21 protein-coding genes and 1 pseudogene are annotated in these 25,852 nt (G+C 74.9%); 14 read left to right on the top strand and 8 right to left on the bottom strand.

What is annotated here, in order from left to right:
- Positions 1-32: 32 nt before the first annotated feature.
- Entirely contained in the window at positions 33-398 is a 366-nt protein-coding gene (locus JN535_RS20795) for a winged helix-turn-helix domain-containing protein (protein WP_307868598.1), read from the bottom strand.
- Entirely contained in the window at positions 395-856 is a 462-nt protein-coding gene (locus tag JN535_RS20790) for a hypothetical protein (protein ID WP_240200982.1), read from the bottom strand. Before JN535_RS20790 ends, JN535_RS20795 begins: the two co-directional genes overlap by 4 nt.
- Before the next feature lie 161 nt (positions 857-1,017).
- Between JN535_RS20790 and JN535_RS11190 the strand changes: the two genes are divergently transcribed.
- The 3 genes from JN535_RS11190 (at position 1,018) to JN535_RS11180 (ending at position 5,312) form a co-directional block, all read left to right on the top strand.
- Positions 1,018-2,550 carry an ATP-binding protein gene (locus JN535_RS11190; protein WP_205205632.1) on the top strand — a complete coding sequence of 511 codons (1,533 nt, stop codon included), beginning with the start codon at positions 1,018-1,020 and terminating at the stop codon, positions 2,548-2,550.
- Between the two features lie 14 nt (positions 2,551-2,564).
- Positions 2,565-4,274 (top strand): tetratricopeptide repeat protein, encoded by a 1,710-nt coding sequence (locus tag JN535_RS11185; protein ID WP_205205631.1) that lies wholly within the window; start codon positions 2,565-2,567, stop codon positions 4,272-4,274.
- 366 nt (positions 4,275-4,640) lie between these two features.
- Positions 4,641-5,312: a hypothetical protein gene (locus tag JN535_RS11180; protein WP_205205630.1), complete on the top strand. Its 672-nt coding sequence runs from the start codon at positions 4,641-4,643 to the stop codon at positions 5,310-5,312.
- Between the two features lie 187 nt (positions 5,313-5,499).
- Here the strand turns inward: JN535_RS11180 and JN535_RS11175 are convergent, their stop codons facing one another.
- Positions 5,500-7,527 (bottom strand): hypothetical protein, encoded by a 2,028-nt coding sequence (locus JN535_RS11175; RefSeq protein ID WP_205205629.1) that lies wholly within the window; start codon positions 7,525-7,527, stop codon positions 5,500-5,502.
- A gap of 432 nt (positions 7,528-7,959) precedes the next feature.
- Here JN535_RS11175 and JN535_RS11170 point away from each other — a divergent pair, with 432 nt between their 5' ends.
- Positions 7,960-11,010 carry an esterase-like activity of phytase family protein gene (locus JN535_RS11170; RefSeq protein WP_205205628.1) on the top strand — a complete coding sequence of 1,017 codons (3,051 nt, stop codon included), beginning with the start codon at positions 7,960-7,962 and terminating at the stop codon, positions 11,008-11,010.
- A gap of 98 nt (positions 11,011-11,108) precedes the next feature.
- On the opposite strand, the pseudogene JN535_RS11165 reads toward JN535_RS11170, so the two are convergent.
- From JN535_RS11165 to JN535_RS11155, 3 genes and pseudogenes are all read right to left on the bottom strand, one after another.
- A pseudogene (locus JN535_RS11165) lies at positions 11,109-11,260 on the bottom strand (PspC domain-containing protein).
- A gap of 176 nt (positions 11,261-11,436) precedes the next feature.
- The gene (locus JN535_RS11160) at positions 11,437-11,973 is read right to left on the bottom strand and encodes an O-acetyl-ADP-ribose deacetylase (RefSeq protein ID WP_205205627.1); all 537 of its coding nucleotides are present in this window, start codon (positions 11,971-11,973) and stop codon (positions 11,437-11,439) included.
- A gap of 103 nt (positions 11,974-12,076) precedes the next feature.
- On the bottom strand, positions 12,077-13,285 hold the full coding sequence (locus tag JN535_RS11155) for a beta-ketoacyl-[acyl-carrier-protein] synthase family protein (protein WP_205205626.1): 1,209 nt from the start codon (positions 13,283-13,285) through the stop codon (positions 12,077-12,079).
- A 215-nt stretch (positions 13,286-13,500) separates the two neighbouring features.
- Here JN535_RS11155 and JN535_RS11150 point away from each other — a divergent pair, with 215 nt between their 5' ends.
- Entirely contained in the window at positions 13,501-14,229 is a 729-nt protein-coding gene (locus JN535_RS11150; RefSeq protein WP_205205625.1) for a hypothetical protein, read from the top strand.
- 10 nt (positions 14,230-14,239) lie between these two features.
- Here JN535_RS11150 and JN535_RS11145 read toward each other — a convergent pair whose 3' ends face one another.
- Complete coding sequence (locus tag JN535_RS11145; protein ID WP_307868593.1) at positions 14,240-15,334, bottom strand: amidohydrolase family protein; 1,095 nt, start codon at positions 15,332-15,334, stop codon at positions 14,240-14,242.
- Positions 15,335-15,436: 102 nt separating this feature from the next.
- On the opposite strand from JN535_RS11145, the gene JN535_RS11140 reads away from it, so the two are divergent.
- The 6 genes from JN535_RS11140 to JN535_RS11115 all read left to right on the top strand — a co-directional run bounded on the left by JN535_RS11140 (position 15,437) and on the right by JN535_RS11115 (position 21,642).
- Positions 15,437-16,417, top strand: a complete 981-nt coding sequence (locus JN535_RS11140) for an SIS domain-containing protein (RefSeq protein ID WP_205205623.1) — start codon at positions 15,437-15,439, stop codon at positions 16,415-16,417.
- Positions 16,418-16,501: 84 nt separating this feature from the next.
- Entirely contained in the window at positions 16,502-17,845 is a 1,344-nt protein-coding gene (locus JN535_RS11135; protein WP_205205622.1) for an ABC transporter substrate-binding protein, read from the top strand.
- The gene (locus JN535_RS11130) at positions 17,842-18,762 is read left to right on the top strand and encodes a carbohydrate ABC transporter permease (protein ID WP_205205621.1); all 921 of its coding nucleotides are present in this window, start codon (positions 17,842-17,844) and stop codon (positions 18,760-18,762) included. Before JN535_RS11135 ends, JN535_RS11130 begins: the two co-directional genes overlap by 4 nt.
- Complete coding sequence (locus JN535_RS11125; protein ID WP_205205620.1) at positions 18,762-19,703, top strand: carbohydrate ABC transporter permease; 942 nt, start codon at positions 18,762-18,764, stop codon at positions 19,701-19,703. The genes JN535_RS11130 and JN535_RS11125 overlap by 1 nt, the downstream gene beginning before the upstream one ends.
- Complete coding sequence (locus tag JN535_RS11120) at positions 19,700-20,710, top strand: carbohydrate kinase family protein (RefSeq protein WP_205205619.1); 1,011 nt, start codon at positions 19,700-19,702, stop codon at positions 20,708-20,710. The genes JN535_RS11125 and JN535_RS11120 overlap by 4 nt, the downstream gene beginning before the upstream one ends.
- Positions 20,707-21,642, top strand: a complete 936-nt coding sequence (locus JN535_RS11115) for a 1-phosphofructokinase family hexose kinase (RefSeq protein WP_205205618.1) — start codon at positions 20,707-20,709, stop codon at positions 21,640-21,642. Before JN535_RS11120 ends, JN535_RS11115 begins: the two co-directional genes overlap by 4 nt.
- A gap of 14 nt (positions 21,643-21,656) precedes the next feature.
- Here JN535_RS11115 and JN535_RS11110 read toward each other — a convergent pair whose 3' ends face one another.
- The gene (locus JN535_RS11110) at positions 21,657-22,514 is read right to left on the bottom strand and encodes a DeoR/GlpR family DNA-binding transcription regulator (protein ID WP_205205617.1); all 858 of its coding nucleotides are present in this window, start codon (positions 22,512-22,514) and stop codon (positions 21,657-21,659) included.
- 144 nt (positions 22,515-22,658) lie between these two features.
- Here JN535_RS11110 and JN535_RS11105 point away from each other — a divergent pair, with 144 nt between their 5' ends.
- From JN535_RS11105 to JN535_RS11095, 3 genes are all read left to right on the top strand, one after another.
- On the top strand, positions 22,659-23,975 hold the full coding sequence (locus tag JN535_RS11105) for an alpha-glucosidase/alpha-galactosidase (RefSeq protein WP_205205616.1): 1,317 nt from the start codon (positions 22,659-22,661) through the stop codon (positions 23,973-23,975).
- Positions 23,972-24,820 (top strand): class II fructose-bisphosphate aldolase, encoded by an 849-nt coding sequence (locus tag JN535_RS11100; RefSeq protein ID WP_205205615.1) that lies wholly within the window; start codon positions 23,972-23,974, stop codon positions 24,818-24,820. The genes JN535_RS11105 and JN535_RS11100 overlap by 4 nt, the downstream gene beginning before the upstream one ends.
- A gap of 82 nt (positions 24,821-24,902) precedes the next feature.
- Positions 24,903-25,838, top strand: a complete 936-nt coding sequence (locus JN535_RS11095; RefSeq protein ID WP_205205614.1) for an endo alpha-1,4 polygalactosaminidase — start codon at positions 24,903-24,905, stop codon at positions 25,836-25,838.
- Positions 25,839-25,852: the final 14 nt, after the last annotated feature.

Raw genomic sequence — 25,852 nt, 5'->3', positions numbered from 1 at the left:
ACGGGGACCGCGGTGTCCGGGCCTGTGCACGCTCACGCTCCCGGAGGCGGCGTGGGAGGCAGGCGGAGGTCCGCGATCGCGCGCAGCGCGTCGAGGTGCGCGCCCAGCGCTGCGCGGCCGGCGCTCGTCAGGCGGACCCACGTGCGCGCCCGGCGACCCGAGCGCTCCTTGGAGATCTCCACGTACCCCGCGGCCTCCAGCACCGTGAGCTGCTTGGACAGCGTCGGGTCGGAGAGCTCGATGGTGTCGCGCAGCGTCTTGAAGTCGGCCTTCTCGACGCCGGACAGCGCCGCGACCACCGAGAGGCGCACGGGGGAGTGGATCACCTCGTCGAGCGTGTGGCGTGGGTGGTGCTCGGTGGCGTCGCCCGTCGACGACCCGGCGGGCTCGGTCGTCACGCCGTCACCGCCGTCTCTCGTGGCGCGGGGATCCACGCCGCGAGGAGCAGCGGGACGGCGCTGGCGAGCGCCGCGGGGACCCAGAACGCGACGTCGCCGGCGAACCGGTCGAGACCGACGAAGAGGGTCGCGCCGTAGACGACGGCCCAGGCACCGGCACCAAGGGCCAGTCGCGGGCGCGCGCCGGCGACCATGGCGCCCTGGCGCGCGGCCCAGGTGACGCCCGCGGTCACGAGCAGCGCCCAGGCGCTCATGCCGACCACGAAGCCGACCCGGCCACCGAGGCCGAGCGCGAGCACGAGGCCGACGCTCGCCGCAGCCCAGCCCGTGAGGTAGAGGCGGACCCATCGCCAGCCCCTGGCGCGGGTGGAGGCGGCGAGCCGCGACGCGTCCGCCAGCGCTGAGGAAGCCTCGGCGGGGCTGGGCGCGGTGCGGGAGGTCGTGTCGTCGGTGCTCATGGATGCCATCCAAGCATCCACTTTCCAATCTGGCAACTAGTTGCCGCGGGGAGTTCTGCCGATGGCCGGGCGTCAGCCGTCCAGGGCACACTGGGTCCCGGCCGGGCGCACCCGGCGCGACGACGCCGTCGTCCCGACCATCGTCTCCCCGAGGAGCAGCCATGTCCGACGCCCTGGCCGCGCTCGCCGCCGCCGTCGCGGCAGCGCCGTCGAGCGCACCGTTGCGCGTGCACTACGCGAGCCTCCTGCTCGCCGCCGGACACCCGGTCGAGGCGCTCGAGCAGGCGAGCGCCGCGCTGCGGATCGACCCGGCGGACGGCGAGGCGCTCCGCCTCGTCCAGGAGTCGGCCGCCGCGGCGGCGACGGGAGCCCGGCCGGCGATCGACCCGGACGCCGCGCACTCGGGCGCGGGCCTGCACGTGCCGACCTCCGCGCCGGGGGGCCTCGACGACGGTCTCATCACGGGCGTGCCGTCGGACGCGACGATCCCGCGCGCACCGGCCACGCCGCCGCCCGGCACCACGAACCCCGGCGCGCCGCCCGGGGCCGGGGCTCCCGCGGTCCCTCCCGCGCCCGGCACCGCGGCGCCGTCGGGCATCGACTGGGACCGGCTGGAGCACGAGGTGGGCGTGCGGGTCCCGCCGCCGTTCGTCGACGCGCCGCCGGTCGACCGGGCCGCCGAGCCGCCCGTCGCCCCGCCGCCCGGACCGGGCGTGGCGCCCGGCCGGGACGACGCCGGCGCGGCGTCCTCCCCGGGCGGGCAGCCGTTCCTCGTGCCCGCGCGCGACGACGTCCCCGACGACGGGTCCGGGCTGCTCGAGGTCTCGCGCGAGACGGTGACGCTCGCGGACGTCGGGGGCCTGGAGCCGGTGAAGCAGCGCATCCGCGAGGCGTTCCTCGAGCCGATGCGCCACCAGGCGATCGCGAAGGCGTTCGGCAAGTCGTTGCGCGGGGGGCTCCTGCTCTACGGCCCGCCCGGGACCGGCAAGACGTACATGGCGCGTGCCGTGGCGGGCGAGCTCGGCGCGCGGTTCCTCACGGTGACGCTCGCGGACATCCTCGACAAGTACATCGGGGAGAGCGAGCAGAACCTGCACGCGCTGTTCCAGAAGGCGCGCCGGCTCGCACCCGCCGTGCTGTTCCTCGACGAGGTCGACGCGATCGGCGGCAAGCGCGCGCAGTACTCCGGCTCGTCCGGCATGCGGACCGTCGTCAACCAGCTCCTCCAGGAGATGGACGGCATCGGCTCCGACAACGACGGGCTGTTCGTCCTCGGGGCGACGAACCACCCGTGGGACGTCGACACCGCGCTCCTGCGGCCCGGGCGGTTCGACCGCGTCGTGCTCGTGCTGCCGCCCGACGAGCCCGCGCGCGAGGCGATCCTGCGCCACCACCTCGCCGGCCGCCCGGTCGCGGGGATCGACCTGCGCGCGATCGTGCAGCGCACCGACGGGTTCTCCGGTGCCGACCTCGAGCACCTCGCGGCGACGGCGGCCGAGAAGGCGATGATGGACTCGATCGCGTCGGGGCAGGTGCGCCCGATCACCATGGCGGACCTGGACGCCGCGCTCGCCGACGTGCGGCCCTCGACGACGGCGTGGCTCCAGTCCGCGCGCAACGTCGTCACGTTCGCGAACAACGACGGCCGCTACGACGACCTCGCCGCGTACCTGCGTGCGCGGCGCATGCTCTGAGCCGGGCCCGGACCGTGGGCACCACGACCGACCCGCGCGCCGTCGCCTCGCGCGCGGAGCTGCTCGTCCAGATGGGGCGTCCCGAGCGCGCGCTCGACGAGGTCGACGACGCGCTCGCGAGCCTGCCCGACGACCCGCGCCTGCTCCTCACCGCCGCCTGGGTGCGGCTGCGCCTCCAGCGCTCGACGGAGGCGCTGCCGCTCCTGGAGCAGGTCGTCGGCGCGCAGCCCGCGGCCGACGGCGCGCTGTACCTGCTCTCGATCGCGCGCCAGAACACCGGCGACGTGGCCGGGGCGCGCGACGCCGCGGCCACGGCGCTCGAGCTCGACCCGGACGACGCGCGGTACCACCTCCAGCTCGCCGACACGCACCTGTCGGGTCGCGTGCGCGGCGCCGACCGGAGGCTCGCGCGCGAGCGCATCGCGTCCGCGCTCGAGCTCGCGCCCGAGAACCCGGACCGGCTCGCGCAGGCCGCGCGGCTCTGGTCGCGCCTCGGGGACGACGACCGGGCGCGCACGCTCGTGCGCCAGGGCCTCGCCGTCGCACCGGAGCACGAGGACCTGCTCTACCTCGACGCCGCGCTCGCGCTCGACGCCGGCCGCAGCGCCCAGGGATACAGCGGCGTCCTCGCGATGAACCCCGAGCACGCCGAGGCCGGCTACCTGCTGCACCTCAGCGTGTGGCAGCAGATCCTGCGTCTCGTCGAGACGCCGGTCCTGCTCGTCGGCGCCGTCGCCCTGGTCGTCGCCTTCTCGATGAGCGACTCGCACGTCGGCAGCATCCCGGTCTGGGGGATCGTGGTCCTGCTGTGGACCGGGATCACCGTCCTGCGCGTGCTGCCCGTCCTCCTCCAGGTGCCGCGCGGGCTGCTGCGACGCACGCTGCGCCTGACTCCGTTCCGCGGGGGGACCGTCGCCGCGGTGGTCGTGGGCTGGGCGGGCGTGCTCGCGGGGCTCGCCCTGCTCTACGTCGTGCGCGACGCCGTCGTCGTCCGCTGGTTCCTCGTCGGCCTGGGCGTCGTGCTCGCGATCACGGCCGTGACGTCGGCGGTCCTGCACGCGACCATGCTCACCCAGACGCGCGACCTCGGGTACCTCCCGCCCGGTCCGAGGGGGGCGGCCCGCATCGCCGGGCTGCGGTCGGGGCTGCGCGGCGCCGTCGTGCGCCGCGCGGTGGTCATGGGCCTCGTCGCGACCGTGGTCGCCGCGATCGGGCCGGGCGGGTTCGCGCGCGGGGACGCCCGGCCCGTCGCGGCGCTCGCCGCCGTCGCGTTCGTGCTGCCGGTGACGGTCGGCCTGTGGGTCGCCTGGCGCGTGGCCGCCCAGCAGCGCGCCGCGTCCGACGAGCGCCCCGCCGTCAGCGCCGGAGCGGCCGTGCGCGCCGGGCTGGGCGCAGCGGTCCTCCTCGTCACGACGGCGCTCCTGGCGCTCGGCGGCGTGGCGGCGCTCGCCGCGCTGCCCGTGAGCCCGGGCGAGCACGACGCCGACGGGCGTTACGTCCAGGAGCGGGAGGCACCGCGCGACCACGACTCCGACGTCCAGGAGTGCGGCGGCCGGCCCGTGACCCGTCTCTCCTGCATCCAGGAGAACAACCGCATCCGGCAGGAGGAGCTCCGCGACCGGATGGAGGACATCGACATCCCGAGCATCGACGTCCCGACGCTCGACCTGCCGGACCTGCCCGAGGTCCAGGTTCCCGACGCCCCCGTCCAGCCGACCCCCTGACCCGGCACCGCGCGCGCCGGGTCTCGACCTGCACGCGCCCCTCGCCGAGCACGTGCGGCGTGAGGACGCCGTCGATCTGCGCGCGCGTCCATGCCGCGAGCCCGGCGCGCCAGTCACCCTCGTCGTACGGGGGCCACCTCGAGCACGTCCGCGGCGGCGTCGGCCATGAGGACGAGGAGCTGGTCCTTGCTCTCGACGTAGCGGTAGAGCGCCGTCGACGAGCACCCGAGCGACTCGGCGACGCGCCATGGACGCCTCGGGAAGGCCCGCGGCGCCGGCGAGGTCGACGGCGACGCGCCGCACCTGGTGCCACCGTGGAGCACGCGCGGCCGTGCGGGTGAGCCGGGGCGGTGCGACGGTGGCGGCGTGACAGGACTCCTGGAGACGTTCGCGCGGCCGGTGGGCGCGGCGCTCGCCGCCGTGACCGGGACGGTCGCGCGCGTACGGAGCGGCCGGCCGATGCACGCGCGCGGCGTCGTCCTGCGTGCGACGCTCGTGGTGGCCGAGGACGAGGCGGGTGCGGCCAGCGTGCCGCAGGGCCGCACGCCTGCGACCGTGCGCGTGTCGCTCGGCGCGGGCCTGCCGCGGGGCTGGCCGGACGTCGTCGGGATCGCGGTGCGCTGGACCGACGACGGCGCCGCGCAGGACCTCCTGCTCGCGTCCACCGGGCACGGGCGCGGCACGCGCTACGTCCTCGTGCCCCGGCGCGGGCTGCTCGGCGGCTGGTTCTCGACGCTCATGCCCCTGCGCTCGCCGCACGGCCCCGTCCTCCTCGCGGTGCGCCCGGACCGGGACGCGACCAAGGCCTCGGGGACGCCGACGCTCGAGGTGCTCGAGGCCTCACCGCTCGGGCCGTGGCGGCGGTTCGGCGCGATCGAGCTGCACGGCCCCGTCGCGGGCGCCACGCCCGACGGCGACGACCCGGGCCTCCGGTTCGAGCCCACCCGGCACGCTCCGCACCGTCTGGGCACCTACGCGTGGGAGGACGCGCTGCGCGCTCCCGGCTACGCTGCCGCGCGCCGCCACGGCCACGCCTGACCGGGACCTCCGGGCGCGGCGTCGCTCGCGGCAGCCGGCGCGCCGCCGCGCACGAAGAGGGGCGGCGGTCCCGGAGTCCTGTCCACCGGGACCGCCGCCCGCGGGGGCGACACCGTCGACGTGAGGCCGCCCCCGAGTCGGGGGCCGGGCGGCGAGGAGGCTCCGCCCGGCCGTGCGCGGCGGTCGGTCAGACCGCCGCGAGCCGGCGGCGCAGCCCGAGCCCGACGCCCGCGACGCCCGCGAGCACGGTCCCGCCGACGAGCGCCGACATGCCGAGCGACACCCGTCCGACGGGGCTGCCCTCGACGCTGTCCTTGAGCTCCGCCGTGCCGTCGGCGAGGGTTCCCGTGCCGTCGGACAGCTCGGCGGCGCCGTCCGCGATCCGCGTGCTCCCGTCGCGCAGGTCCGACGCACCGTCGGCGAGCGTCGTCGTCCCGCCGTGCAGCGTCGTCGAGCCCTCGGCGAGCGCGGCGTTCCCCGCCGCCAGGGTCGTCGCGCCGGTGGACAGCGTCGTGAGCCCGTTCTGCAGGCGCAGCGTCCCGTCCTCGAGGAGCGTCGTCCCGGTGAACAGGTCGCCCGCGCCCGTGCGGAGCCGCACCGTGCCGGCGGAGAGGTCCGCGGCGCCGGTCGTGGCCCTGGCGGTTCCCGCCTTGAGGTCGGCGGCACCCGTGGCGAGCGCCGACGTGCCCGTGGCGAGCTCGGAGGTCTTCGTCGCCAGGAGCGCGCTGCCGCCGCTCACACGAGCGGCACCCGCGGCGAGGTCGGCGTTGCCCTGTGCGACCTGCGTCGCTCCGGCGCCGAGCTCGCCGACCTTCCCATGGAGCGTCGTGGCGCCGTCCTCGAGCTCACCGATCGCGCCGTCCAGCGTCGTGGCGCCGGCGGCCAGCGCGTCGATGCCGCCCGCGAGCTGGACGTCGATGCCCGTGCGGAGCTGCTGGACCCCGGCGGCGAGTCCCGGTTGTGCGGGGGTGCCCTCACCGAGGCCTGCGCGAAGCTGCGCGAGCCCCGCGGTGAGCCCGGGCTGTTCCGCGGTGCCGGTCCCGAGGCCGGCCGAGAGCCGGTCGATTCCCGCCGTGACGTCGCCCGCCCCCACGGAGAGCTGGCCCGCGCCCGACGCCAGCTTCCCGGCGCCGACGGCGAGCCGCGCGGAGGCGCCGGGCGCCGCGTCGGTGCCGTTGCCCAGCGCGCGGATGTTCGCGGCGATCGTCCCCAGAGCCTCCGGCGACGCCTCGACCTCTCCGCGCGCGATCTTGTCCAGCTGTGCCGCGAGGCCGTCCAGGTTGGTCCCGACGGTCACGGCCGAGCGCTGGAGCTCGCCCGCGGAACCCTGCAGCTGGTCGGCACCCCCGCCGAGGGCGGCCGTGCCGCTGCGCACCTGGGTCGCCCCGCCCCGCAGCGCGTCGACTCCTGCCTGGATCGTGTCGACGCCCGCTCCTGCCGCGGCGACCCCGTCGGCGAGGCGCGCCGCCCCCTCGGAGAGCTGGGCCTGGCCCTGGTCGAGCGCCTGGACGCCTCCGCCGAGGCTCTCGCGCACGCCCGCCCGGAGCGCGGTCGTCCCGGCGGCGAGGGTGCCGGCCCCGGTCGCGAGCCGTTCGGCGCCGGCCGCGAGGCCGGCGGAGCCGTTCGCGGCGCGCGCGGCTCCCGCGCTCAGCGCGCCCGCTCCGGACTCGAGGTCGCCCGCGCCCGCGGCGAGCTGCGACGCACCGTCGGCGGCGCGCGCGGTCCCGGCGGCGAGGCGAGCGGCCCCGGCGTCGAGGTCCTTGCTGCCCGCGGCGAGGCGCGCCGCGCCGCTCGCGGCGTCACCTGTGCCCGCGGCGAGCCGCGCCGCGCCGGCGTTGAGCTCGTCCGCGCCGACGGCGAGCTCGGTCGCCCCGGTGAGCGCGGTGGTGCCGCCCGTGGCGAGCTGGGCCGCGCCGTCGGACGCCTTCTGCGCCCCGGCGACGAGGTCGCCCGCGCCGTCCTCCAGGTCGCCGGCCCCGTCGGCGAGGCGCTGGGCACCGGCCTGGGCCTCGGCGGTCCCGTCGGCGAGCGTCGCAGCGCCGACGGAGAGCTGTGCGGCCCCGTCGTCGAGGCGCGTCGCGCCGTCGGCGACCTTGCCGTTGTACACCAGCAGGAACGCGATGAGGCCGGCCGCCGCGAGGGCGAGCACGGCGAGCGCGACGGACGTGAGGACCGTGTGGGTGCGCGACGGTCGGGGAGAGGCGTGCTGCGTCATCTGTCGTCCTTCCTCGCGCCCGGCGTCGTCGCGGGGCGGTCGGCAGTAGGGGAGGAGACAAGCGGGGGAGAGGGCGGAGAGGCGGGACACGGGGGTGCCCGCCGCAGGAGTGGCCGGGACCACGACCACCATCGTTGGCGGGACGTGGAGTAGCAGGTAAATCTCGAACGACGCTAGCAACCGCCGGGACAGGTCGGACAGCGAGTACTAGGTACTTCTGCCGTCACGATTCGGTCACGAGGCCGAAGTATCAGGTACTCCGCTCCAGAACCCGTCGCTCCGGGCAAGTGGCGCCGTCGCCGGACCTCCCCGGGGCCGTCAGGGGCCTTGCCGCGCACTGTTCACCGGACGGCCACCCGTCGGTCCGGATCCGGTCGCCGTCCCGCCACCGCGGGACACCACCCTCTGCTCGACCCTCGTCGAAGGAGAGACATGTCAGCCATCCCTGAGCGGGCCCCGGAGCGGACCTCGCGGCGCACCGTCGAGCGCGTCCCGGCCCGCCGCACACGCCTCGCGGCGCTCGTCGCCACGGGCGCGACGCTCACCCTGGGCCTGGGCGCGCTGCCCGCGCTCGCCGCGGCTCCCACGCACCCGGCGGACGCCGCGCCGTCGACCTGGACGGCCCGCGCGGTGGCGGACGCCTGGACGACGCCCGCCGTGGACCAGACGTTCCACCGCCTCGCCACGTACCCCGTGTTCCAGAACCGCCCGGCCGGCGAGGACGCCGCGGCCGAGACGGTCGCCGAGATCTCGGCGGTCAGCGAGGACGGGAAGACGGTCGTCCACACCGACGCCGCCGCGCGCCGCATCGGGTTCCTGGACATCACCGACCCGAGCGCGCCGAAGGGCCTGGGCACGCTCAGCCTCGCCGAGCTCGGCTCCGAGCACGACGAGCCGACGTCGGTCGCGATCGTCGGCGGGTACGTCCTCGTCGTGGTGGACACGTCGGTGAGCTTCACCGAGCCGAGCGGGCGCCTCGACGTCGTCGACCTCGCGACGCGCGAGCGCGTCCGGTCGCTCGACCTCGGCGGACAGCCCGACTCGATCGCCGTCACGCCCGACGGCACGCACGCCGTCGTCGCGATCGAGAACCAGCGCGACGAGGAGGCGGCGCCCGAGGGTGGTGACGAGGGCGACCTTCCGCAGCTCCCCGCCGGTTTCCTCCAGATCCTCGACCTGCCCGGCCACGACCCGGCGGCCTGGTCGACCCGCGCCGTCTCCTTCCTCGACGAGGGCGGCGTGCCGCTCCCGGTCGTCGAGGCGGCCGGCCTGGACACCCCGCAGGACCCCGAGCCCGAGTACGTCGCCGTCAACCCGGCCGGCACGAAGGTCGCGGTGACGCTCCAGGAGAACAACGGCGTCGCCGTCGTCGACGTCGCCTCGGGCGAGGTCGAGACCGTCTTCTCGGCGGGTGCGGTCGCCGTGTCCGGGATCGACGTGAAGAAGGACGGCGTGATCGACCAGACCGGGTCGATCCCCGCGACGCCGCGCGAGCCCGACGCGATCGGTTGGCTCGACGACGCGCACGTCGCGACCGCGAACGAGGGCGACTGGAAGGGCGGCTCGCGCGGCTGGTCGGTGTTCGACGCGACCTCGGGCGAGGTCGTGTGGGACGCGGGCGCAGAGCTCGAGCGCCTCGCCGTCCGCGTCGGCCTGCACACCGAGGACCGCGCGGCCAAGAAGGGCGTCGAGCCCGAGGGGCTGACCGTCGCGACGCTCGGCGGGACGCGCTACGCGTTCGTCGGCTCCGAGCGCTCGAACTTCGTCGCGGTCTACGACGTGACCGATGCGACCGCCCCGCGTTTCGTCCAGGTGCTCGCGACGACGAACGGCCCCGAGGGCCTGCTCGCCGTGCCGGAGCGCGACCTGCTCGTCGTGTCGAGCGAGGAGGACGACGCCGGGGCGGGCGTGCGGTCGGCCGTCACCGTGTTCGGGCTGGGGGCGCAGTGGGCCGACGGCGCCGGGTCGCCGCAGTTCCCCAGCGTCGTCTCGGCGGACACGACCGAGGGCCCGCAGGCCGGGACTCCGATCGGCTGGGGCGCGCTCGGTGCGCTGACTGCCGACCCGAGCGATCCCCAGCGCCTGTGGACGGCGACCGACGCCGCGTACTCCACGACGCAGCTCCTGTCGCTCGACGTGAGCGGCTACGGCGCCGGCTCCCCGGCCGTCATCGACCGGACCGTGACCCTCACGCGCGACGGCGCCCCGGTGGGCCTCGACGTCGAGGGCGTCGCGGCCCGTGCCGACGGCGGGTTCTGGCTCGGCGTCGAGGGCGCGACCGGTGCCGAGAACGCGATCGTGCGCGTCGACGCCGCGGGCGCGGTCGTCGAGTCCGTCGCGCTGCCCGAGGCGGTCGCCGCGGGCCTCGGCAAGCAGGGCATCGAGGGCGTCGCGGTCGCCCCGGCGGTCTCGACGGCGGGCGCGGGTGCGGGCGAGCAGGTGTGGGTCGCGCTCCAGCGCGGCCTGACCACGGACGAGGGCGGCACGGCGGGCACCGCGCGCCTCGGTCGCTACGACGTCGCGTCGGGCACGTGGGACTGGTTCGCGTACCCGCTCGAGCAGACCACGACCGAGGGCGACTGGATGGGGCTCAGCGAGGTGACCGTCGTCGACCACGACACCCTCGCCGTCATCGAGCGAGACAAGCTCAACGGCCCCGCGGCCGCGGTGAAGCGCGTGTACGCCGTCGACGTCCCCGAGACTGCGGTCGGCGCGGCGAGCACGACCCCCGTGGCGGTCGAGAAGGCGCTCGCGCACGACGTCCTGCCCGACCTGCGCGCCACGAACGGCTGGACGCAGGAGAAGCTCGAAGGCCTCACGGTCGGCGGCGACGGCACGGTCTGGGCGATCACCGACAACGACGGCCTCGACGACGCCACCGGCGAGACCGTGCTCCTGCGCCTCGGCGCGGCGTCGGACGTGTTCGAGGGTCACCTCGACGGCGAGAACCCGGGCGGACCGGGTGAGCCCGGCGAGACGCCCGGCGCGGGCGAGCAGCCGCCGTCGACCCCGCTCCACACGGTCGACGCCGACGACCTCACCGACGCGAACCACGGCGGCGTCACGCTCTCCCCGGCGCGGGTCCGCGCGGGCGAGCGGGTCACCGTGATGGCCGAGGGCTTCGCGCCCGGCGAGTGGGTCTCCGCGACCCTCTTCTCGACCCCGACGGACCTCGGGATGTACCGCGCCGACGCGTCGGGCACGCTCACCGCGACCGTGACCGTCCCGGTCGACGTCGCGGCGGGCGAGCACCGGTTCGCGCTCGTCGGGCAGGTGGACGGCCGCGTCCTGTGGACGGAGCTCGAGGTGCTGGCGGCGGACGGCACGCCCGGCGGGTCCGACGGCGAGGGGTCGAGCCGACCGGACGGGCTCGCCACGACCGGTGCGCACGTCGGCGCCCTCGTGGGCCTGGCGATCGTGCTGATCGCGGGCGGCGCGACGATCGTCGTCGCCCGCCGTCGCATGCGCGGCCTCCCCGGCTGACGGCTCAGCACGACGCCGAACCCGGGGTTGTGGCCGGTCTCGAGCCCGAGACCGGCCGCAACCCCGGGTTCGGCGGACCGGGTACCCCCGCGACTGGGTCAGTCGCGGTCGTTGGGCATGAGGGCCCAGAGGATGAGGTAGGCGATGACCTGCGGGCCGGGGAGCAGGATCGAGACCGCGGCGACGATGCGCACGACGGTCGGGTCCCACCCGACCGACGGGCGATCCCAGCGCACACGCCCGCGATCATCCGGCCGTGGCGCGGCCGCGACAGGGTCGGCCGGTACGAGGCTGCGGAGGCGTCTGAGGTGCTCATACCTCGACGGTAGGAGCACGCTCGTCGCGGCGGTATCGGGAAGTCCCCCGAACCGACCCTGATCCTCCCGACGCCGACCCTGACCCCGGGCTCAGCTCCGGGAGCCCGGCTCAGTTCCCGAGTGCGGCCTCGAACGCGGCCAAAGCGCGGGGCGACGCGAGCGCGAACGTCACCGCCGTGACGCCGGCGCCCGGGTCGGCGGCCGGACGGGCGGCGGACCACCCGCGCACGGCCTCCACCGCGACCCGCGCGACGTCGTCGACGTCCCAGCCGTAGACGCCCGCGCTCACGGCGGGGAAGGCGACGGTGGCGGCGCCGATGTCGGCGGCGACGTCGAGCGAGCGGTTGAAGCACGACGCGAGGAGCGCGGGGTCGGTCTGCCCCCGATGGCGGTTCGGCCCGACCGTGTGGACGACCCAGCGGGCGGGGAGGTCGTAGCCGCCGGTCGCGACGGCGTCGCCGACGGGCAGGCCGTCGGGGAGGGTCGTGCGTCGGAGCCGACGGCACTCCTCCAGGAGCCCCGGCCCGGCGGCGGCGTGGATCGCGCCGTCCACGCCACCGCCGCCGAGGAGCGACGAGTTGGCGGCGTTGACGATCGCGTCGACCGTGAGCGTCGTGATGTCGGCGAGCCGTGCGTCGAGGTCCATGCCCCCATCCTCACGCGGGCACCGGGTTGCTCGCCGTCGAGCACGGGCCTGACGGCGTCCTGACGCCGAGGGTGACGGGAACCTCGTTCTCGGCGCGGGAAGGTCAGTCGCGCGAGACGACGACGCTCGCGCTGTGGCCGCCGAAGCCGAACGCGTTGACCAGCGCGTGCCGGGCGGAGGTGTCGCGCGCCGCGCCGCGCACGACGTCGAGGTCGATCGCCGGGTCGAGCGTGTCGAGGTTGAGCGTCGGCGGCACACGGCCGTCGCGCACGGCGAGCAGCGCGACGAGGATGCCCAGTGCACCGGAGGCGCCGAGCAGGTGGCCCGTCGCGCCCTTGGTGCTCGTGACGGGCGGGGGCGCGCCGAGCGCGGCGTGCAGGGCGTCGGACTCGTTCACGTCGCCCACGGGGGTCGACGTCGCGTGCGCGTGGACGAGGCCGACGTCGCCGGGGGAGAGGTCCGCCGCGCGCAGGGCCATCCCGATCGTCCGGGCCTGGTTCTCGGGGTCGCCGCCGACGATGTCGAACGCGTCGGAGGTCAGGGCGGCGCCGGAGACGACACCGTGCACCGCGGCGCCGCGAGCCCGCGCGTGCTCCTCGCTCTCGAGGACGACGAGCGTCGCGCCCTCGCCCATGACGAAGCCGTCGCGGTGCGCGTCGAACGGTCGCGACGCGAGCTCGGGCTCGTCGTTGCGGGTCGACATGGCCCGCGCCGCGGCGAAGGCCGCGAGGGAGAACGGCCGGACGCCCGCCTCCACGCCGCCGCACACGACGACGTCCGCAGACCCGGCGAGGATCATCTCCCGCCCCATCGTGATCGCCTCCGACCCCGCGGCGCACGCGCTGATCGGCGCCCGCGCGCCCGCCTTGGCCCCCAGGTCGATCGAGAGCCAGGCAGCGGGCCCGTTGGCCATGAGCATGGTCACGGTGTGCGGCGAGACCCGCCGGGGTCCCTGCTCGTCGAGCACGCGCGACTGGTCGAGCGTCGTCGCGATGCCGCCGTTCGCGGACCCGACGACGACGGCCAGGCGCGTCGGGTCGACGTCGGGCGACCCGGCCGAGGCCCAGGCCTCCCGGCCCGCGACGAGCGTGAGCTGCTCGGCCCGGTCGGTGCGGCGGGCCTCGCGCACGGCGAGCCCCTCCGCGAAGGCGTCGTCCACCCGTGCCGCGATGCGCACGGGCAGGTCGGCGGCCCAGTCCTCCTTGATGGCCCGCACGCCGGGCTCTCCGCGCAGCAGCGCGTCCCAGGTGTCCTGCGCGGTGAGCCCCACGGGGGTCACCGCCCCGAAGCCGGTGACGACGGCTCGTGTCATGGTGTCCCCCTACTGCGGGCGCCGCCTCTGCGGCGACGGTTGTGGTCGATGGGTCCCATTTCAAGACATCCGCACGGGTTTTGTCTTGTCCGACAGTGTGACGGTGCGCACGCTGTCGCTCACCACGAGTGAAGCGGCGGGCCGGCGATCCGAGCGCGGCGGGCTCGCAAGGTCGCGTACGGTCGGCACACAGACGGGACATGGAGGAGCGCCACGTGGGTCGTGCAGCGGGGGCGGTCGGTGCGGTGGCGGCCGCCGTGCTGGGGCTCGCGGGCTGCGCGACGGCGGACGGTGCCGGCGGCGAGGAGTCGTACCGGTGCTGGGAGACGGTGGTCCCCGACGACGTGCTGGAGTCGGGCGTGACGGCCGACCACCTCAGCGGGGACGGGCGGGCCGCGATCGACGGCCTCGAGGTACCGCCGATCGACCCTGCCGAGTGGACCGTCGTCGAGGACGGCGCCGAGCGGGTCGCCCTCCTGCGCGAGCTCGACGACCCCGAGGACCTGGGTGCGGGCGACGTGCGCACGCACGAGATGCTGGTGGTCGAGCTGACCGACGCCACGGAGGTGGACCCCAGGCCGACGTGGGTCCTCACCGCCGCACAGACCTGCGCCCTGCGCGCCGACCTCGGCGAGCTCGCCGCCGCGACGCTCACCCTGGACCCGGAGAAACCGCCGGTGCCCGACGCACGCGAGCTGCACCTCCTCGTCACCGAGATGGCGTGCAACAACGGGGAGGACGCCGAGGGCCGGGTGCGGCTGTCAGCGCTCGCCGTGCGTGACGACGCCGTCGCGGTGACGGTCGGCGTCGAGCCGCGCACGGGCGAGGCGAACTGCCCGTCGAACCCGCCGACACCGTTCGTCGTCGAGCTCGACGAGCCCCTCGGCGACCGCGTCGTGCTCGACGCGTCGGTGCACCCGCCGCGAGAGGTGGCACTGTCCTGACCCCGGCGGGTCAGGCCCCGTCGAGGCCGAGCACGCGGCGTGCGTTGTCCGCGTAGAGAGCCGGCAGGAGGTGCGCCGGGAGGTCCGCTCCCGAGATGGCCCACCGGCCCTGCGGCGGGACGGGGTCGTCGGGGGCGTAGGAGAAGTGCTCGTCGGCCGTCTCGAGGAACCGGAAGTGCGTCTCGAGCTGTGCGCGGGACAACGGGAACGCGTCGGTGCCGAACAGGACCCGGTCGGGGAAGTCCTCGACGAGCCGACGGAAGCGCCGTGGCTGACGCCCGAGCTCGCCCAGCCGGCCCGCGATGTCGACGACGAGGTTCGGCGCGGCCCGCAGGAGCCGGGAGACGTGGTCGAGGTCCTCCGCGACGCAGCCGACGTGCGCGCCGACGTAGGTGGTCCCCGGCGTCGCGACGAGCAGCTGCTCGAACGCGTCGAGCAGGTGCTCGAACGACGGGAAGCGGGACCGGTCGGCGAACGACCACGACGGCTGCGCGGCGAGCTCGTCGATGCGCTCGTTGTACCGGTCCAGCGGGTCGAAGAACGCCTTCGGGTCGGCGACGTGGATCAGGACGGGCAGCCCGAGCTCGCCCGCGAGCGCGAGCGTCTCGACGACGCGCGGGTCGTCGGGCGCGACGAGCGCGCCGTCCGGGCCGGTGACGGTCAGGCCGAGGTTCTTCCACACCTTGAGCCCGCGGGCGCCGCGCGCCGCGGCGTCGCGGAGCTGGCGCTGCACCGCGCGCTCGCCGCCCGCGTGGGCGAGCACCGTCCAGTCGACCTGGCAGAAGGTGAGGAACCGGCCCGGGTGCGCGCGGTCGTACCGGTCGAGGTTGGCCTCGAGCTCGTCGCCCCACAGGCCGTCGAGGTTGACGACCGTGCGCACGTTCGTGCGGTCCAGCAGGTCGAGCAGCGCCGGGACGTCGGGCGCGCACCAGTCGGTGGTGAGCCAGCGGCCCAGGTGGTTGTGGACGTCGACGGCGGGCACCGCGGCCCGGGGGACGTCGGTCCGGGGGAGCTGCACGCGGGCACGCGGCTCCCAGTCGGCGAGCCGCAGGTCGGGTGCGGGCGGCGCCGGGGGCGGGGCGGTGTGGTGGAGAGGATCGGTCACGTCCCGAGCATCGGTCCTGCGCGCACAGATTTCACGGATGTTACGCGAACCGCTCATCTAGAGTGAGTGAATGTGCCATTCTGCGTGACTATCGCGCAGATCATGAGCAGGATCGTGGGCATCGGGTCCGCGCCGCGCGGCACCCACCCACCGCAGGACCCGGGGTCACCGCCCCGCCGACGACAGGACAAGCACGTGAGCCCGAGCGCCGTCACCGAGCGAGAGATCCACAGCCAGCCCGAGGTGTGGGCCAGGGCCCTCGCGGGCGGACCCGCCACCGGTTCCGTGCTCGGCGCGCCCGGCGAGCGCGTCCTCGTGCTCGGGTGCGGGACGAGCGCGTTCGTCGCCGAGGCGATCGCGGTCCTCCGTGAGGACGCGGGCCTCGGCGAGACCGACGCCGCGTACGCGTCGGAGTGGCACCCGACGCGGCCCTACGACCGCGTGGTCGTCATCAGCCGTTCCGGGACCACGAGCGAGTGCCTCGAGGCGCTCGCGGCCGTCCCCGCGGGCACGCGCACCGCCGCGGTCGTCGGGGTCGCCGGGACGCCCGTCGCTCTCGCGGCGGACGAGGTCCTCGTGCTCGATCTCGCGGACGAGGAGTCGGTCGTCCAGACGCGGTTCCCGACCACCGTGCTCGCCGTCGCCCGCCAGACGTTCGGGGAGAACCTCTCCGACCTCGTCGAGCAGGCCGAGCGGGCGCTCGCGGCGCCGCTGCCCGTCGAGCCGGGCGCGTTCGAGCACTTCGTGTTCCTCGGCCGCTCGTGGGCCTACGGCCTCGCGCAGGAGGCGGCGCTGAAGGTCCGCGAGGCGGCGCAGGCGTGGTCCGAGTCCTACCCGGCGCTCGACTACCGGCACGGGCCGGTCGCCGTCGCGACCGACGCGACGCTCGTCATCCTGCTGGGCGACGACGACCCGGCGCTCGCCGAGGACGTGCGGCGCACCGGCGCGACCGTCGTGCACCTCGCCGGGGACCCGCTGGTCCAGCTCGTGCAGTGCCAGCGCCTCGCCGTCGCCCTCGCGACCGACCGCGGCCTCGACGCCGACGCGCCGCGCCACCTCACCCGCTCCGTCGTCCTCGGCTGAGGACGACCCGCGACAGCCCGTCACCGACGGGGACGCAGTACCCGGACACTCGACGAAGAGACCGCCCAAGAGACAAGGCCGACAATGTTCCGTCATCCCACCCGCCGCCGTCCCGACCGTCCTCTCACCGCGGCCCGGGGAGCCGCCGGAGCGGTCGTCGTCTCCGGCGCGCTGCTGCTCGCGGCGTGCTCGTCCGGGACGCCGGGCGCCACGACCCTCGACCCCGAGGCCGACGTCACCCTCACGTGGTGGACCGGCCAGGCCGACCAGGCCCAGACCATCCTCACGGGCCTCGCCGAGGAGTTCGAGGAGCTCCACCCCAACGTGACGATCGAGGTGTCCTCGGGCGCGCCGTCGACGGAGGACCTGCTGCAGAAGCTGTCGTCCTCGTTCGCGGGCGGCACCTACCCGGACATCTCCTACGCGTTCGGCTCCTGGGCGAGCGAGCTCGCCGAGTCGGAGCGCACGCTCGACATCACCGACCAGGTGAGCGACCCCGACGTCGGCTGGGACGAGTTCTCCGGGGCCGCTCGCGCCACCGCGCAGCCGGACGGCGAGACGACGATCGGCTTCCCTGCGGTCGTCGACAACCTCTCCCTCCTGTACAACAAGACGGTGTTCGACGCCGCCGGCGTGGACTACCCGACCGAGGACTGGACCTGGGACGACTTCCGTGCCGCGGCGAAAGAGCTCACGGACCCCGCGACGAGCACCTACGGCTACGCGTACGGCGTCTCCGGCTCCGAGGAGACGACCTGGCAGTTCTGGCCGCACCTGTGGCAGCGGGGCGGCGAGATCCTCGACGAGTCCGGCACCACGGCGACGTTCGACTCCGACGCGGGCGTGGACGCGCTGACGTTCCTGCGCGACATGGCCGTCGAGGACGGGTCGGTCTACCTCGACCAGACGGACACCAAGTTCACGCAGATCTTCGCGAGCGACCAGATCGGCATGGTCACGTCGGGTCCGTGGACGCTGTACGACCTCCAGGTCGCGGGCACGCAGTACGGCGTCGTCCCTCTGCCCGCCTACGACGGCGAGCACACGACGATCTCCGGCGCCGACCTGTGGGTCCTGTTCGACCACCAGGACGCGAACCGCGAGCACTGGGCCTACGAGTTCACGAGGTGGCTGACCGACCCCGAGCAGGACGTGCGCTGGAACGTCGTCTACGGCAACCTCCCGCTGCGCGAGAGCGAGATCGACTCGCCGGAGTTCCAGGCGCAGGTCGCGGCGATGCCCGGCCTGGACGTGATGGCCCAGAACAGCGAGAACGCCACGATCCCGCGCCCGACCGTGCCGGGGTACGTGAACCTCTCCGAGGCGGTCGGCACGGCCGTCTCGGAGGTCCTCCAGGGCAAGGGCGAGCCGCGCGAGGCGCTCGAGCGTGCCGCCGCCGCGTCGAACGACGCGCTGGCGGACCAGTGACGACGACGCTTGCGCCCACCCCCGCCCGGCGCGCCCCGCGGCGCCGCCGGACGGGGGAGGCGCTCGCCGGGTGGGGCTTCGTCACCCCCGCGACGCTCCTCGTCGTCGGGCTGTCGATCTTCCCCGCGGTCTGGGCGTTCCTGCTGTCGTTGCAGGACTGGAACGGCTTCTCCACCCCGGAGCCGGTGGGCGCGGACAACTACCGGCGCATGCTGACGGACACCGAGCTGGGCGCCGCGGTGGGGCACACGCTCCTGTACACCGCGTTGTTCGTCCCGGCCTCGCTCTTCCTCGGGCTCGGCCTCGCAGTCGCGCTCAACCGCCGGCTCGTCCTGGTCGGGGTCTACCGCACCCTCGTGTTCCTGCCGTTCGTGGTCTCCGCGGCGGCCACCGGCATCCTCACGACCTACCTGTTCAACCCGCAGTTCGGGTTCGTGAACAACGTGCTGCGCGTCCTCGGCCTCCCGCAGCAGGGCTGGCTCGAGGACCCGTCGCAGGCGATGGTCGTCATCACGATCATGTCGCTGTGGGGCCAGGCCGCGTTCACGACCGTCATCTATCTCGCCGCGCTCCAGGACATCCCGGTCGAGCTCGCGGAGGCGGCCCGCGTGGACGGCGCGAACCGGTGGCAGTCCTTCTGGCACGTGACGTTCCCCCAGCTCGCCCCGGTCACGGTGTTCGTCGCGATCTGGCAGACGATCCAGGCGATCCAGCTCTTCGACCTCGTCTACACGACGACGCGCGGCGGCCCGCTCGGGTCGACCGAGACGGTCGTGTACTACCTGTGGAAGGCGGCGTTCAAGGAGCTCGAGTTCGGGTACGCATCAGCCGTGGCGTACGGGCTGTTCGCCGTGACCTTGCTCATCACCATCGCCGTGACGCTCTACTCCCGCCGCACGAAGGTTGGTGGACTCTGATGCCGACGACCGTTCCCGGACCCGCCGCGTACGCCGCGGCGCCCGGCGGACCGCAGGCGGCGCCGCCCGGCGCCCCGGACGGCCCGCCCCCGGCATCCACCACCGCCACCGCAGCGCCGCGGCGTCGGCGGCGACGCACCTGGCTCTGGCACCTGCTGCTCGTGCCCGTCGCGGTGCTGTTCGCGACGCCGTTCGTGCAGATGTTCCTCACGTCGCTCACACCCGAGGCGGAGATCAACCGGTTCCCTCCGCGGTTCTGGCCCTCGCAGCTCACGCTCGACGGCTACGTCAAGCTCTTCACCGAGACGGACGTGCTGCGCTGGACGACGAACACCGTCCTCGTCTCGGTCGTCGCCGTCGCGTCCCACATCGTGCTCTGCTCGCTCGCCGGGTACGGGTTCGCGCGGCTCAAGTTCCCGGGCCGCACGTTCGGATTCCTCGCGATCATGGCGACGATCATGATCCCGACCCAGCTCCTCATGGTCCCGACGTACGTCCTCTTCGCGCGCATCGGCATCATCGACACGCTCGCCGCCGCGATGGTCCCGTGGCTCGCGTCGGCGTTCGGGATCTTCCTCATGCGCCAGTTCTTCCTGTCGCTCCCGCCCGAGCTCGAGGAGGCGGCCGTCCTCGACGGGTGCTCACGGCTCTCCACGTTCTGGCGGATCATCCTCCCGCTCGCGCGGCCCGCGCTCGCGACGCTCGCGATCTTCACGCTGCTCGGCTCGTGGAACGACCTCGTCTGGCCGCTCATCGCGATCAACGACCCGTCGTCGTTCACGCTCCAGCTCGGGATCACGAACTTCCAGGGCGCGCGCCGGACCGACTGGTCGCTGCTCATGGCGAGCAACGTCGTCGCGACCCTGCCGCTGGTGCTGTTCTTCCTGTTCGCCCAGCGCCAGTTCATCGCCACCATGACCTTCACCGGAGTCAAGGGATGACCACGCCCCCCACCGTTCCCGCAGCACCCGACCGGACCGCCGCCCCACGACCCGTCGTCGTAGTCGGGGACGCGAACGTCGACCTCGTGCTGCGTGGTGACGTCGTCCCGCGCTTCGGCCAGGCCGAGCAGCTCGCGGACTCCGGTGACCTCGTCCTCGGCGGCTCGGCGAGCATCGCGGCCGCCGGCGTCGCGCGCCTCGGGGTGCCGACGACGCTCGTCGCGCGCGTCGGCGCGGACACGTTCGGCACCTTCACCCTCGACGCGCTGCGCGCCGCCGGGGTGGACGTGTCCGCCGTCGACGTCGCCCGCCGCGAGGCGACGGGGCTTTCGGTCATCCTCTCCACGCCGGACGACCGGGCGATCCTCACGGTCCCGGGCACGATCCCGACCCTCACGGGCTCGCACGCGCTCGCCGTGCTCGACGGCTGGCACGGGCCGCCCGGCGTCGTCCACGTCGCGTCGTACTTCCTCCAGCCGCGACTCGCCGCGGACCTGCCCGCCGTCCTCGCGTCCGCACGCGAGCGGGGGTGGACGACGAGCCTCGACACGAACTGGGACCCCGCCGAGCGCTGGACCGGGCTCGCGGACCTGCTGCCCCACGTGGACGTGCTGCTGCCGAACCGCAACGAGCTGCGCGCCGTCGCGGGCGCGCTCGGCCCAGGTCCTCAGGACGCGGCGCACACCGGTGACCGCGACGTCGCGCTCGCCCGGGCGGTCGCTGCGCGCGGCCCCCGCGTCGTGGTCAAGGACGGTGCGCGCGGTGGGTGGTCCGTGGGACCGGCCGGGGCCGTCGTGCGGGCCCCCGGGCTCGCTGTGGAGGTGGTCGACACGACCGGGGCCGGTGACAGCTTCGACGCCGGATACCTGGCGGCGCTCGCGCACGGGATCGAGGACGAGACCGAGCGCGTGCGCTGGGCGGCCTGCGCCGGCTCGTTGTCGACGCTCGGCCCGGGCGGCACCGGAGCGCAGGCCACGTTCGCCGCGCTGCGGGCCGCGCTCGCATGATCTCCGCGCTCGCCCTCAGCCCGTCGCTCGACGTCACGTACGTCGTCGACGCGCTCGAGGGGATCCAGCGCCCGCGCGAGGTCCGTCGCGTCGGCGGAGGCAAGGCGCTCAACGCGGCTCGTGCCGCCGCGACGCTCGGCGCCCGTACGGCGGCGGTGGCGGTCCTCGCCGGGGGGTCGGGCGAGGACGTCGCGGCCGGGGCGAGGGCCGACGGCGTGGACCTGCACGTCGTGCCAGGAACCCACCCGACCCGCACGTGCGTCTCCGTCCTTGCCGCAGAGACCGGTGCGCTCACCGAGATCTACGAGAGTGCCGTCCCCGTGGAGCCGGACACGCTCGACCGCGCCGTGGGGCTCGCGCTCGACCTCGCCGCGCGAGACAGCGGGTGGTGGCTGCTGTCCGGCGGCCTCCCCGGCACGATCGCGCCGAGCGTGGTCGGCACCGTCGTCGGCCGGCTGCGGGCGGCGGGTGCCAGCGTCGCCGTGGACAGCCACGGGCCGGCGCTCGCAGGTGCCGTGGGCGAGGGTCCGGACCTGGTCAAGGTGAACCGGGCCGAGGCGGCGGAGCTGCTGGGCGTCCCCGTGGACACGCGGGGGCCGGGGCTCGTCACCGGGCTCCGCGACCGATCGGGCGGCCTCGTGGTCGTCACGGACGGCGCGGAGGGGGCGTGGGCGAGCGACGGCACGAGCGTCCTGCGCGTGCGGCTCGAGGGCCACGTCGGCCGCTTCCCGGTGGGGAGCGGCGACTCGTTCCTTGGCGGGATGCTCGTCGCGCTCGACGCGGGAGCGTCCCTCGCCGAGGCGGTGGCGCTCGGTGCCGCCGCGGGCACGGCCAACGCCCAGGTCCCCGGTGCGGCCGTCCTGGACGCGGACCTGGCCCGCCGTCTCGTCGGCGAGGTCGAGGTCGAGACCGTGGCGCTCCCGGTGCCGTAGACCCGCTGCGGGGGTCAGGGCTGCGCGGTCGGCCTCTCGGCCGGCTGCACGGCCGCGACCGGACCGTCGTCGGGCACGACCTGGACGTCGACGCCGGCCGCGGCGATCGCGTCGAGCGCCGCCGGGTCGGCGGACGAGTCCGTCACGAGCACGTCGATCTCCTCGAGGTCCGCCATCTTGGCGAGCGTCACGCGCCCCACCTTCGACCCGTCCGCGACCACGACGACGCGCTCGGCGTGCGCGACCATCGCGTGGTTGGTGCGCGCCTCCGTCTCGTCGTGCGTCGTCGCGCCGCCGCGCACGCTGATGCCGTCCGTGCCCAGGAACGCGGTGCCGACGTTGATCGCGTTGAACGTGTGCTCGGCGAGCACGCCGACGGCCTCCAGCGAGCTCGACCGGACGAACCCGCCGGTCATGATGACCTGCAGGTTGCTGCGTGCGGCGAGCTCGGTCGCCGTCGTCAGCGCGTTCGTGGCGATCGCGAGGTCGGGTCGTGTCGCCAGGGCGCGCGCGACGGCCGCCGCCGTCGTGCCGCCGCTGATCGCGACGGAGTAGCGCCCCGGCGGGAGCAGCCCGGCGGCGTGCTGGGCGATGCGCAGCTTCGCCTCGCGGAACCGGGAGTCGCGCAGGAGCACCGGGACCTCCGTCGTGGGGTCGAGGGCGCGCACCCCGCCGTGCGTGCGGAGCACGAGGCCCTGCTCCTCCATGTCCGCGAGGTCGCGCCGCATCGTGGCCGACGAGACGCCGAGCTCACGGACCAGCTCCGTGAGGCGTGCCGTGCCGTGCTCGTTGACGTACGTCAACGCCCGCATCATGCGGTCGCTGCGCTTGTGGGAGATCGCGCGGGGCGCGGCGTCGGGTGCGACGGACATGCGCTTCCTTCCGGCGGTGGGTGGGCGGACGCCCGAGGCTCTCGGTGCCCGGACGAGGCAAATCGCTCAATCAAAGTGAGTGTTATCAGCGAAATCTGATCGCATTCTTGCACAGTGCGCTCGACGGCGCCGAGGATCGTCGACATGGTCAGCATCGCGTTCGTCGGCGCCGGGAGCGTCGTCTTCACCCGCCAGCTCGTCGCCGACATCCTGCGCTACCCGGAGCTCGCCGACGCCCGCCTCGTGCTGCACGACATCGACCCCGAGCGGCTCCGCGTCGCCGAGGGCACCGCGCGTCAGGTGAGCAGCCAGCTCGGGGCGTCGGCCACCGTCGAGGCGTACGCCGACCGTCGCCGGGCCCTCGACGGTGCCGACTTCGTCGTCAACATGATCCAGGTCGGCGGCATCGACGCGACGCTGAAGGACCTCGAGATCCCCGCACGCCACGGCCTGCGCCAGACCATCGGCGACACGACCGGCGTCGGTGGCGTGTTCCGCGCGCTGCGCACCTTCCCGGTGCTCGAGGGAATAGCGACCGACATGCGCGAGCTGTGCCCTCAGGCGTGGCTGCTCAACTACACGAACCCGATGGCGATGAACGTGTGGTGGGTCTCCAGCGTCGCCCCCGACCTCAAGGTCGCCGGGCTCTGCCACTCCGTCTACTGGACCGCGCACGACCTCGCGGAGCTCGTGGGCGTCCCGGTGGAGGAGACGCGGTACCGGGCCGCGGGCGTCAACCACCAGGCGTGGCTGCTCGAGTGGGAGCACCGGGGCGAGTCGCTGTACCCCCGGCTGCGCGAGACGATCCGCCGAGACCCCGGGCTCGAGCGTCGCGTCCGGGTCGAGATCTTCCGCCGCCTCGGCTACTACCCGACGGAGACGAGCGAGCACTCCTCCGAGTACCTGCCGTGGTTCCTCCGCTCCGACGAGCAGGTCGAGCGCTACCGCCTCCAGCCGCTCGAGTACGTCGGCATCAGCCGGGAGAACGTCGCGGAGTTCGAGGCGGCGCGGCGTGCGCTCGCCGCCGGCGAGGACCTCGCGCTCGAGGACGGCGCGAGCGAGTACGCGCCCCAGATCATCCACTCGCTCGTCACCGGGACGCCGCGCGAGGTGCACGTCAACGTCCCGAACCGCGGCCTGATCGACAACCTGCCGCAGGGCGCGGTCGTCGAGGTCCCGGCGGCGGTCGACGGCGACGGGCTGCGTCCTGTGCCGATGGGGCTGCTGCCCGTCCAGTGCGCGGCGCTCAACCAGCCGTACGTCTCCGTCGGGGCGCTGACCGTGGAGGCAGCGCGCACCGGCGACCCCCGGCTCGTCCGCCAGGCCGTGCTCATGGACCCGAACGCGTCCTCGACCCTCACGCCGGAGCAGATCTGGGCCCTGTGCGACGAGCTCGTCGCGGCACACGGGGACCTGCTGCCCGAGCCGCTCCGCGCCCTCGTCCCGGCGGGTGCCCTGTGACCCTGGCCGCGACGGGGAACCTCGTCGCTGCGGCAGCGCGCGACGGCGCCGCCGTGCTCGCGTTCAACGTCATCACGCTCGAGCACGCCGAGGGCGTCGTCGCCGGCCTCGAGGACTCCGGGGCTCCCGGCATCCTGCAGATCAGCGAGAACGCCGTCCGCTACCACGAGGGGCGCATGACGGCGCTGGTCGCCGCGTGCCGGGAGATCGCCGTCGCGGCACGGGTCCCGGTCTCGCTGCACCTCGACCACGTCCAGGACGTCGACCTCGCGCGCCAGGTCGTCGACCAGGCGTGGCGGCTCGGGATCACGTCGATCATGGTCGACGCCGCCCACCTCGACTACGCGGACAACGTCGCCACGACCCGCGACCTCACCCTGTCCGCGCACGACACCACGCTGTGGGTCGAGGCCGAGCTCGGCGCGATCGGCGGCAAGGACGGTGCGCACGCACCCGGCGTGCGGACCGACCCGCACGAGGCGGCGTCATTCGTCGCCGCGACCGGTGTCGACGGGCTCGCCGTCGCCGTGGGCAGCTCCCACGCCATGACGAGCACGACCGCGGAGCTCGACCTCGACCTCGTCGAGCGGATCGCCGCCGAGGTCCCCGTCCCGCTCGTGCTGCACGGGTCGTCCGGCGTGCCTGCCGCGATGCTGCGCGACGCCGTCGCACGCGGGATCCGGAAGATCAACGTCGGGACCGCGCTCAACGTCGGCTACACGCGTCAGGTGCGAGACTTCCTCGACGCGAACGACGGGGTTACTGACCCCCGCAAGTACCTCGCCCCGGCGCGAGGGGCTGTGCGCGACGCCGTCGACCGGCTCTGCACCCAGGTGTTCGCCTGACACCTCGGACCGTCCTGCATCTCCTGATCGGCACCCCCACCATGGCGCGCGGGCAGCGCGTCACGACGAGAGGAACGAGCACATGAGACGAACGACGACCGGCCTGGCGCTCGGCTCGGCGCTGGTGCTGACCGCGTGCGCGGGCGGGCCCGCCGTCGGCGGCACGAGCCCGGTCCCGGACGCGGCGCGCACGGCCACGACTGACGCGACGACCGCGGGGGCGGTCGAGCTGCCGCCCACGAGCGGGATCCTCGACTACCAGCTCGGCGGTGCCTACGACCAGGTCGACGCGGGATCGGGGCCGGTCACCCCCGACGTGGTGGTGCGCGACGCGACGGCAGCGCCGCTCCCGGGCGCGTACAACGTCTGCTACGTCAACGGGTTCCAGACGCAGCCCGACGACGCCGACCTCTGGCTCGACCACGAGGAGCTCCTGCTGCACGACGCGGGCGGGGAGCTCGTGATCGACCCCGACTGGCCGGACGAGTTCGTGCTCGACCCCTCGACCGCCGCGCAGCGGGACGGGATCCTCGACCTCCTCGGCCCGGTCGTCACGGGGTGCGCCGACGACGGGTTCGACGCCGTCGAGATCGACAACCTCGACACCTGGACCCGGTTCGACCAGTTCGACGAGGCCGGCGCGCACGCGCTCGCGACGGCGTACGTCGGTCTCGCGCACGACGCCGGGCTCGCCATCGCCCAGAAGAACGCCGCGGAGATCACGCAGGTGGCGCACGACGACCTTGGCTTTGACTTCGCCGTGACCGAGGAGTGCGCGGTCTGGGACGAGTGCTCCGCGTACACCGACGTGTACGGGGACCACGTGCTGCAGGTCGAGTACCCCGGCCCGCTCGCGGGCGAGGGCCTCACGTTCGCCGACGTCTGCGCTCTCGGCGACCGCGCACCCCTGACCGTGCTGCGCGACCTCTACCTCGTCACGCCCGACACGGACGTGAGCGGGTTCGACCCCGTCGAGGAGACGGGCGAGCCCTACTCGTACGTGTTCGAGACCTGCTGACCGCCGGGCGGCGG

The organism is Cellulosimicrobium cellulans (assembly GCF_016921195.1).
GTDB lineage: Bacteria > Actinomycetota > Actinomycetes > Actinomycetales > Cellulomonadaceae > Cellulosimicrobium > Cellulosimicrobium cellulans_F.
This window is presented reverse-complemented; position numbering and strand designations above follow the sequence as displayed.

Bases quoted from the DNA above. Each gene is read 5' to 3' on its own strand.
- JN535_RS20790 (WP_240200982.1), bottom strand. From the start codon at position 856: ATGAGCACCGACGACACGACCTCCCGCACCGCGCCCAGCCCCGCCGAG.
- JN535_RS11190 (WP_205205632.1), top strand. From the start codon at position 1,018: ATGTCCGACGCCCTGGCCGCGCTCGCCGCCGCCGTCGCGGCAGCGCCG.
- JN535_RS11175 (WP_205205629.1), bottom strand. From the start codon at position 7,527: ATGACGCAGCACGCCTCTCCCCGACCGTCGCGCACCCACACGGTCCTC.
- JN535_RS11170 (WP_205205628.1), top strand. From the start codon at position 7,960: ATGTCAGCCATCCCTGAGCGGGCCCCGGAGCGGACCTCGCGGCGCACC.
- JN535_RS11160 (WP_205205627.1), bottom strand. From the start codon at position 11,973: ATGGACCTCGACGCACGGCTCGCCGACATCACGACGCTCACGGTCGAC.
- JN535_RS11155 (WP_205205626.1), bottom strand. From the start codon at position 13,285: ATGACACGAGCCGTCGTCACCGGCTTCGGGGCGGTGACCCCCGTGGGG.
- JN535_RS11140 (WP_205205623.1), top strand. From the start codon at position 15,437: ATGAGCAGGATCGTGGGCATCGGGTCCGCGCCGCGCGGCACCCACCCA.
- JN535_RS11135 (WP_205205622.1), top strand. From the start codon at position 16,502: ATGTTCCGTCATCCCACCCGCCGCCGTCCCGACCGTCCTCTCACCGCG.
- JN535_RS11125 (WP_205205620.1), top strand. From the start codon at position 18,762: ATGCCGACGACCGTTCCCGGACCCGCCGCGTACGCCGCGGCGCCCGGC.
- JN535_RS11120 (WP_205205619.1), top strand. From the start codon at position 19,700: ATGACCACGCCCCCCACCGTTCCCGCAGCACCCGACCGGACCGCCGCC.
- JN535_RS11115 (WP_205205618.1), top strand. From the start codon at position 20,707: ATGATCTCCGCGCTCGCCCTCAGCCCGTCGCTCGACGTCACGTACGTC.
- JN535_RS11110 (WP_205205617.1), bottom strand. From the start codon at position 22,514: ATGTCCGTCGCACCCGACGCCGCGCCCCGCGCGATCTCCCACAAGCGC.
- JN535_RS11105 (WP_205205616.1), top strand. From the start codon at position 22,659: ATGGTCAGCATCGCGTTCGTCGGCGCCGGGAGCGTCGTCTTCACCCGC.
- JN535_RS11095 (WP_205205614.1), top strand. From the start codon at position 24,903: ATGAGACGAACGACGACCGGCCTGGCGCTCGGCTCGGCGCTGGTGCTG.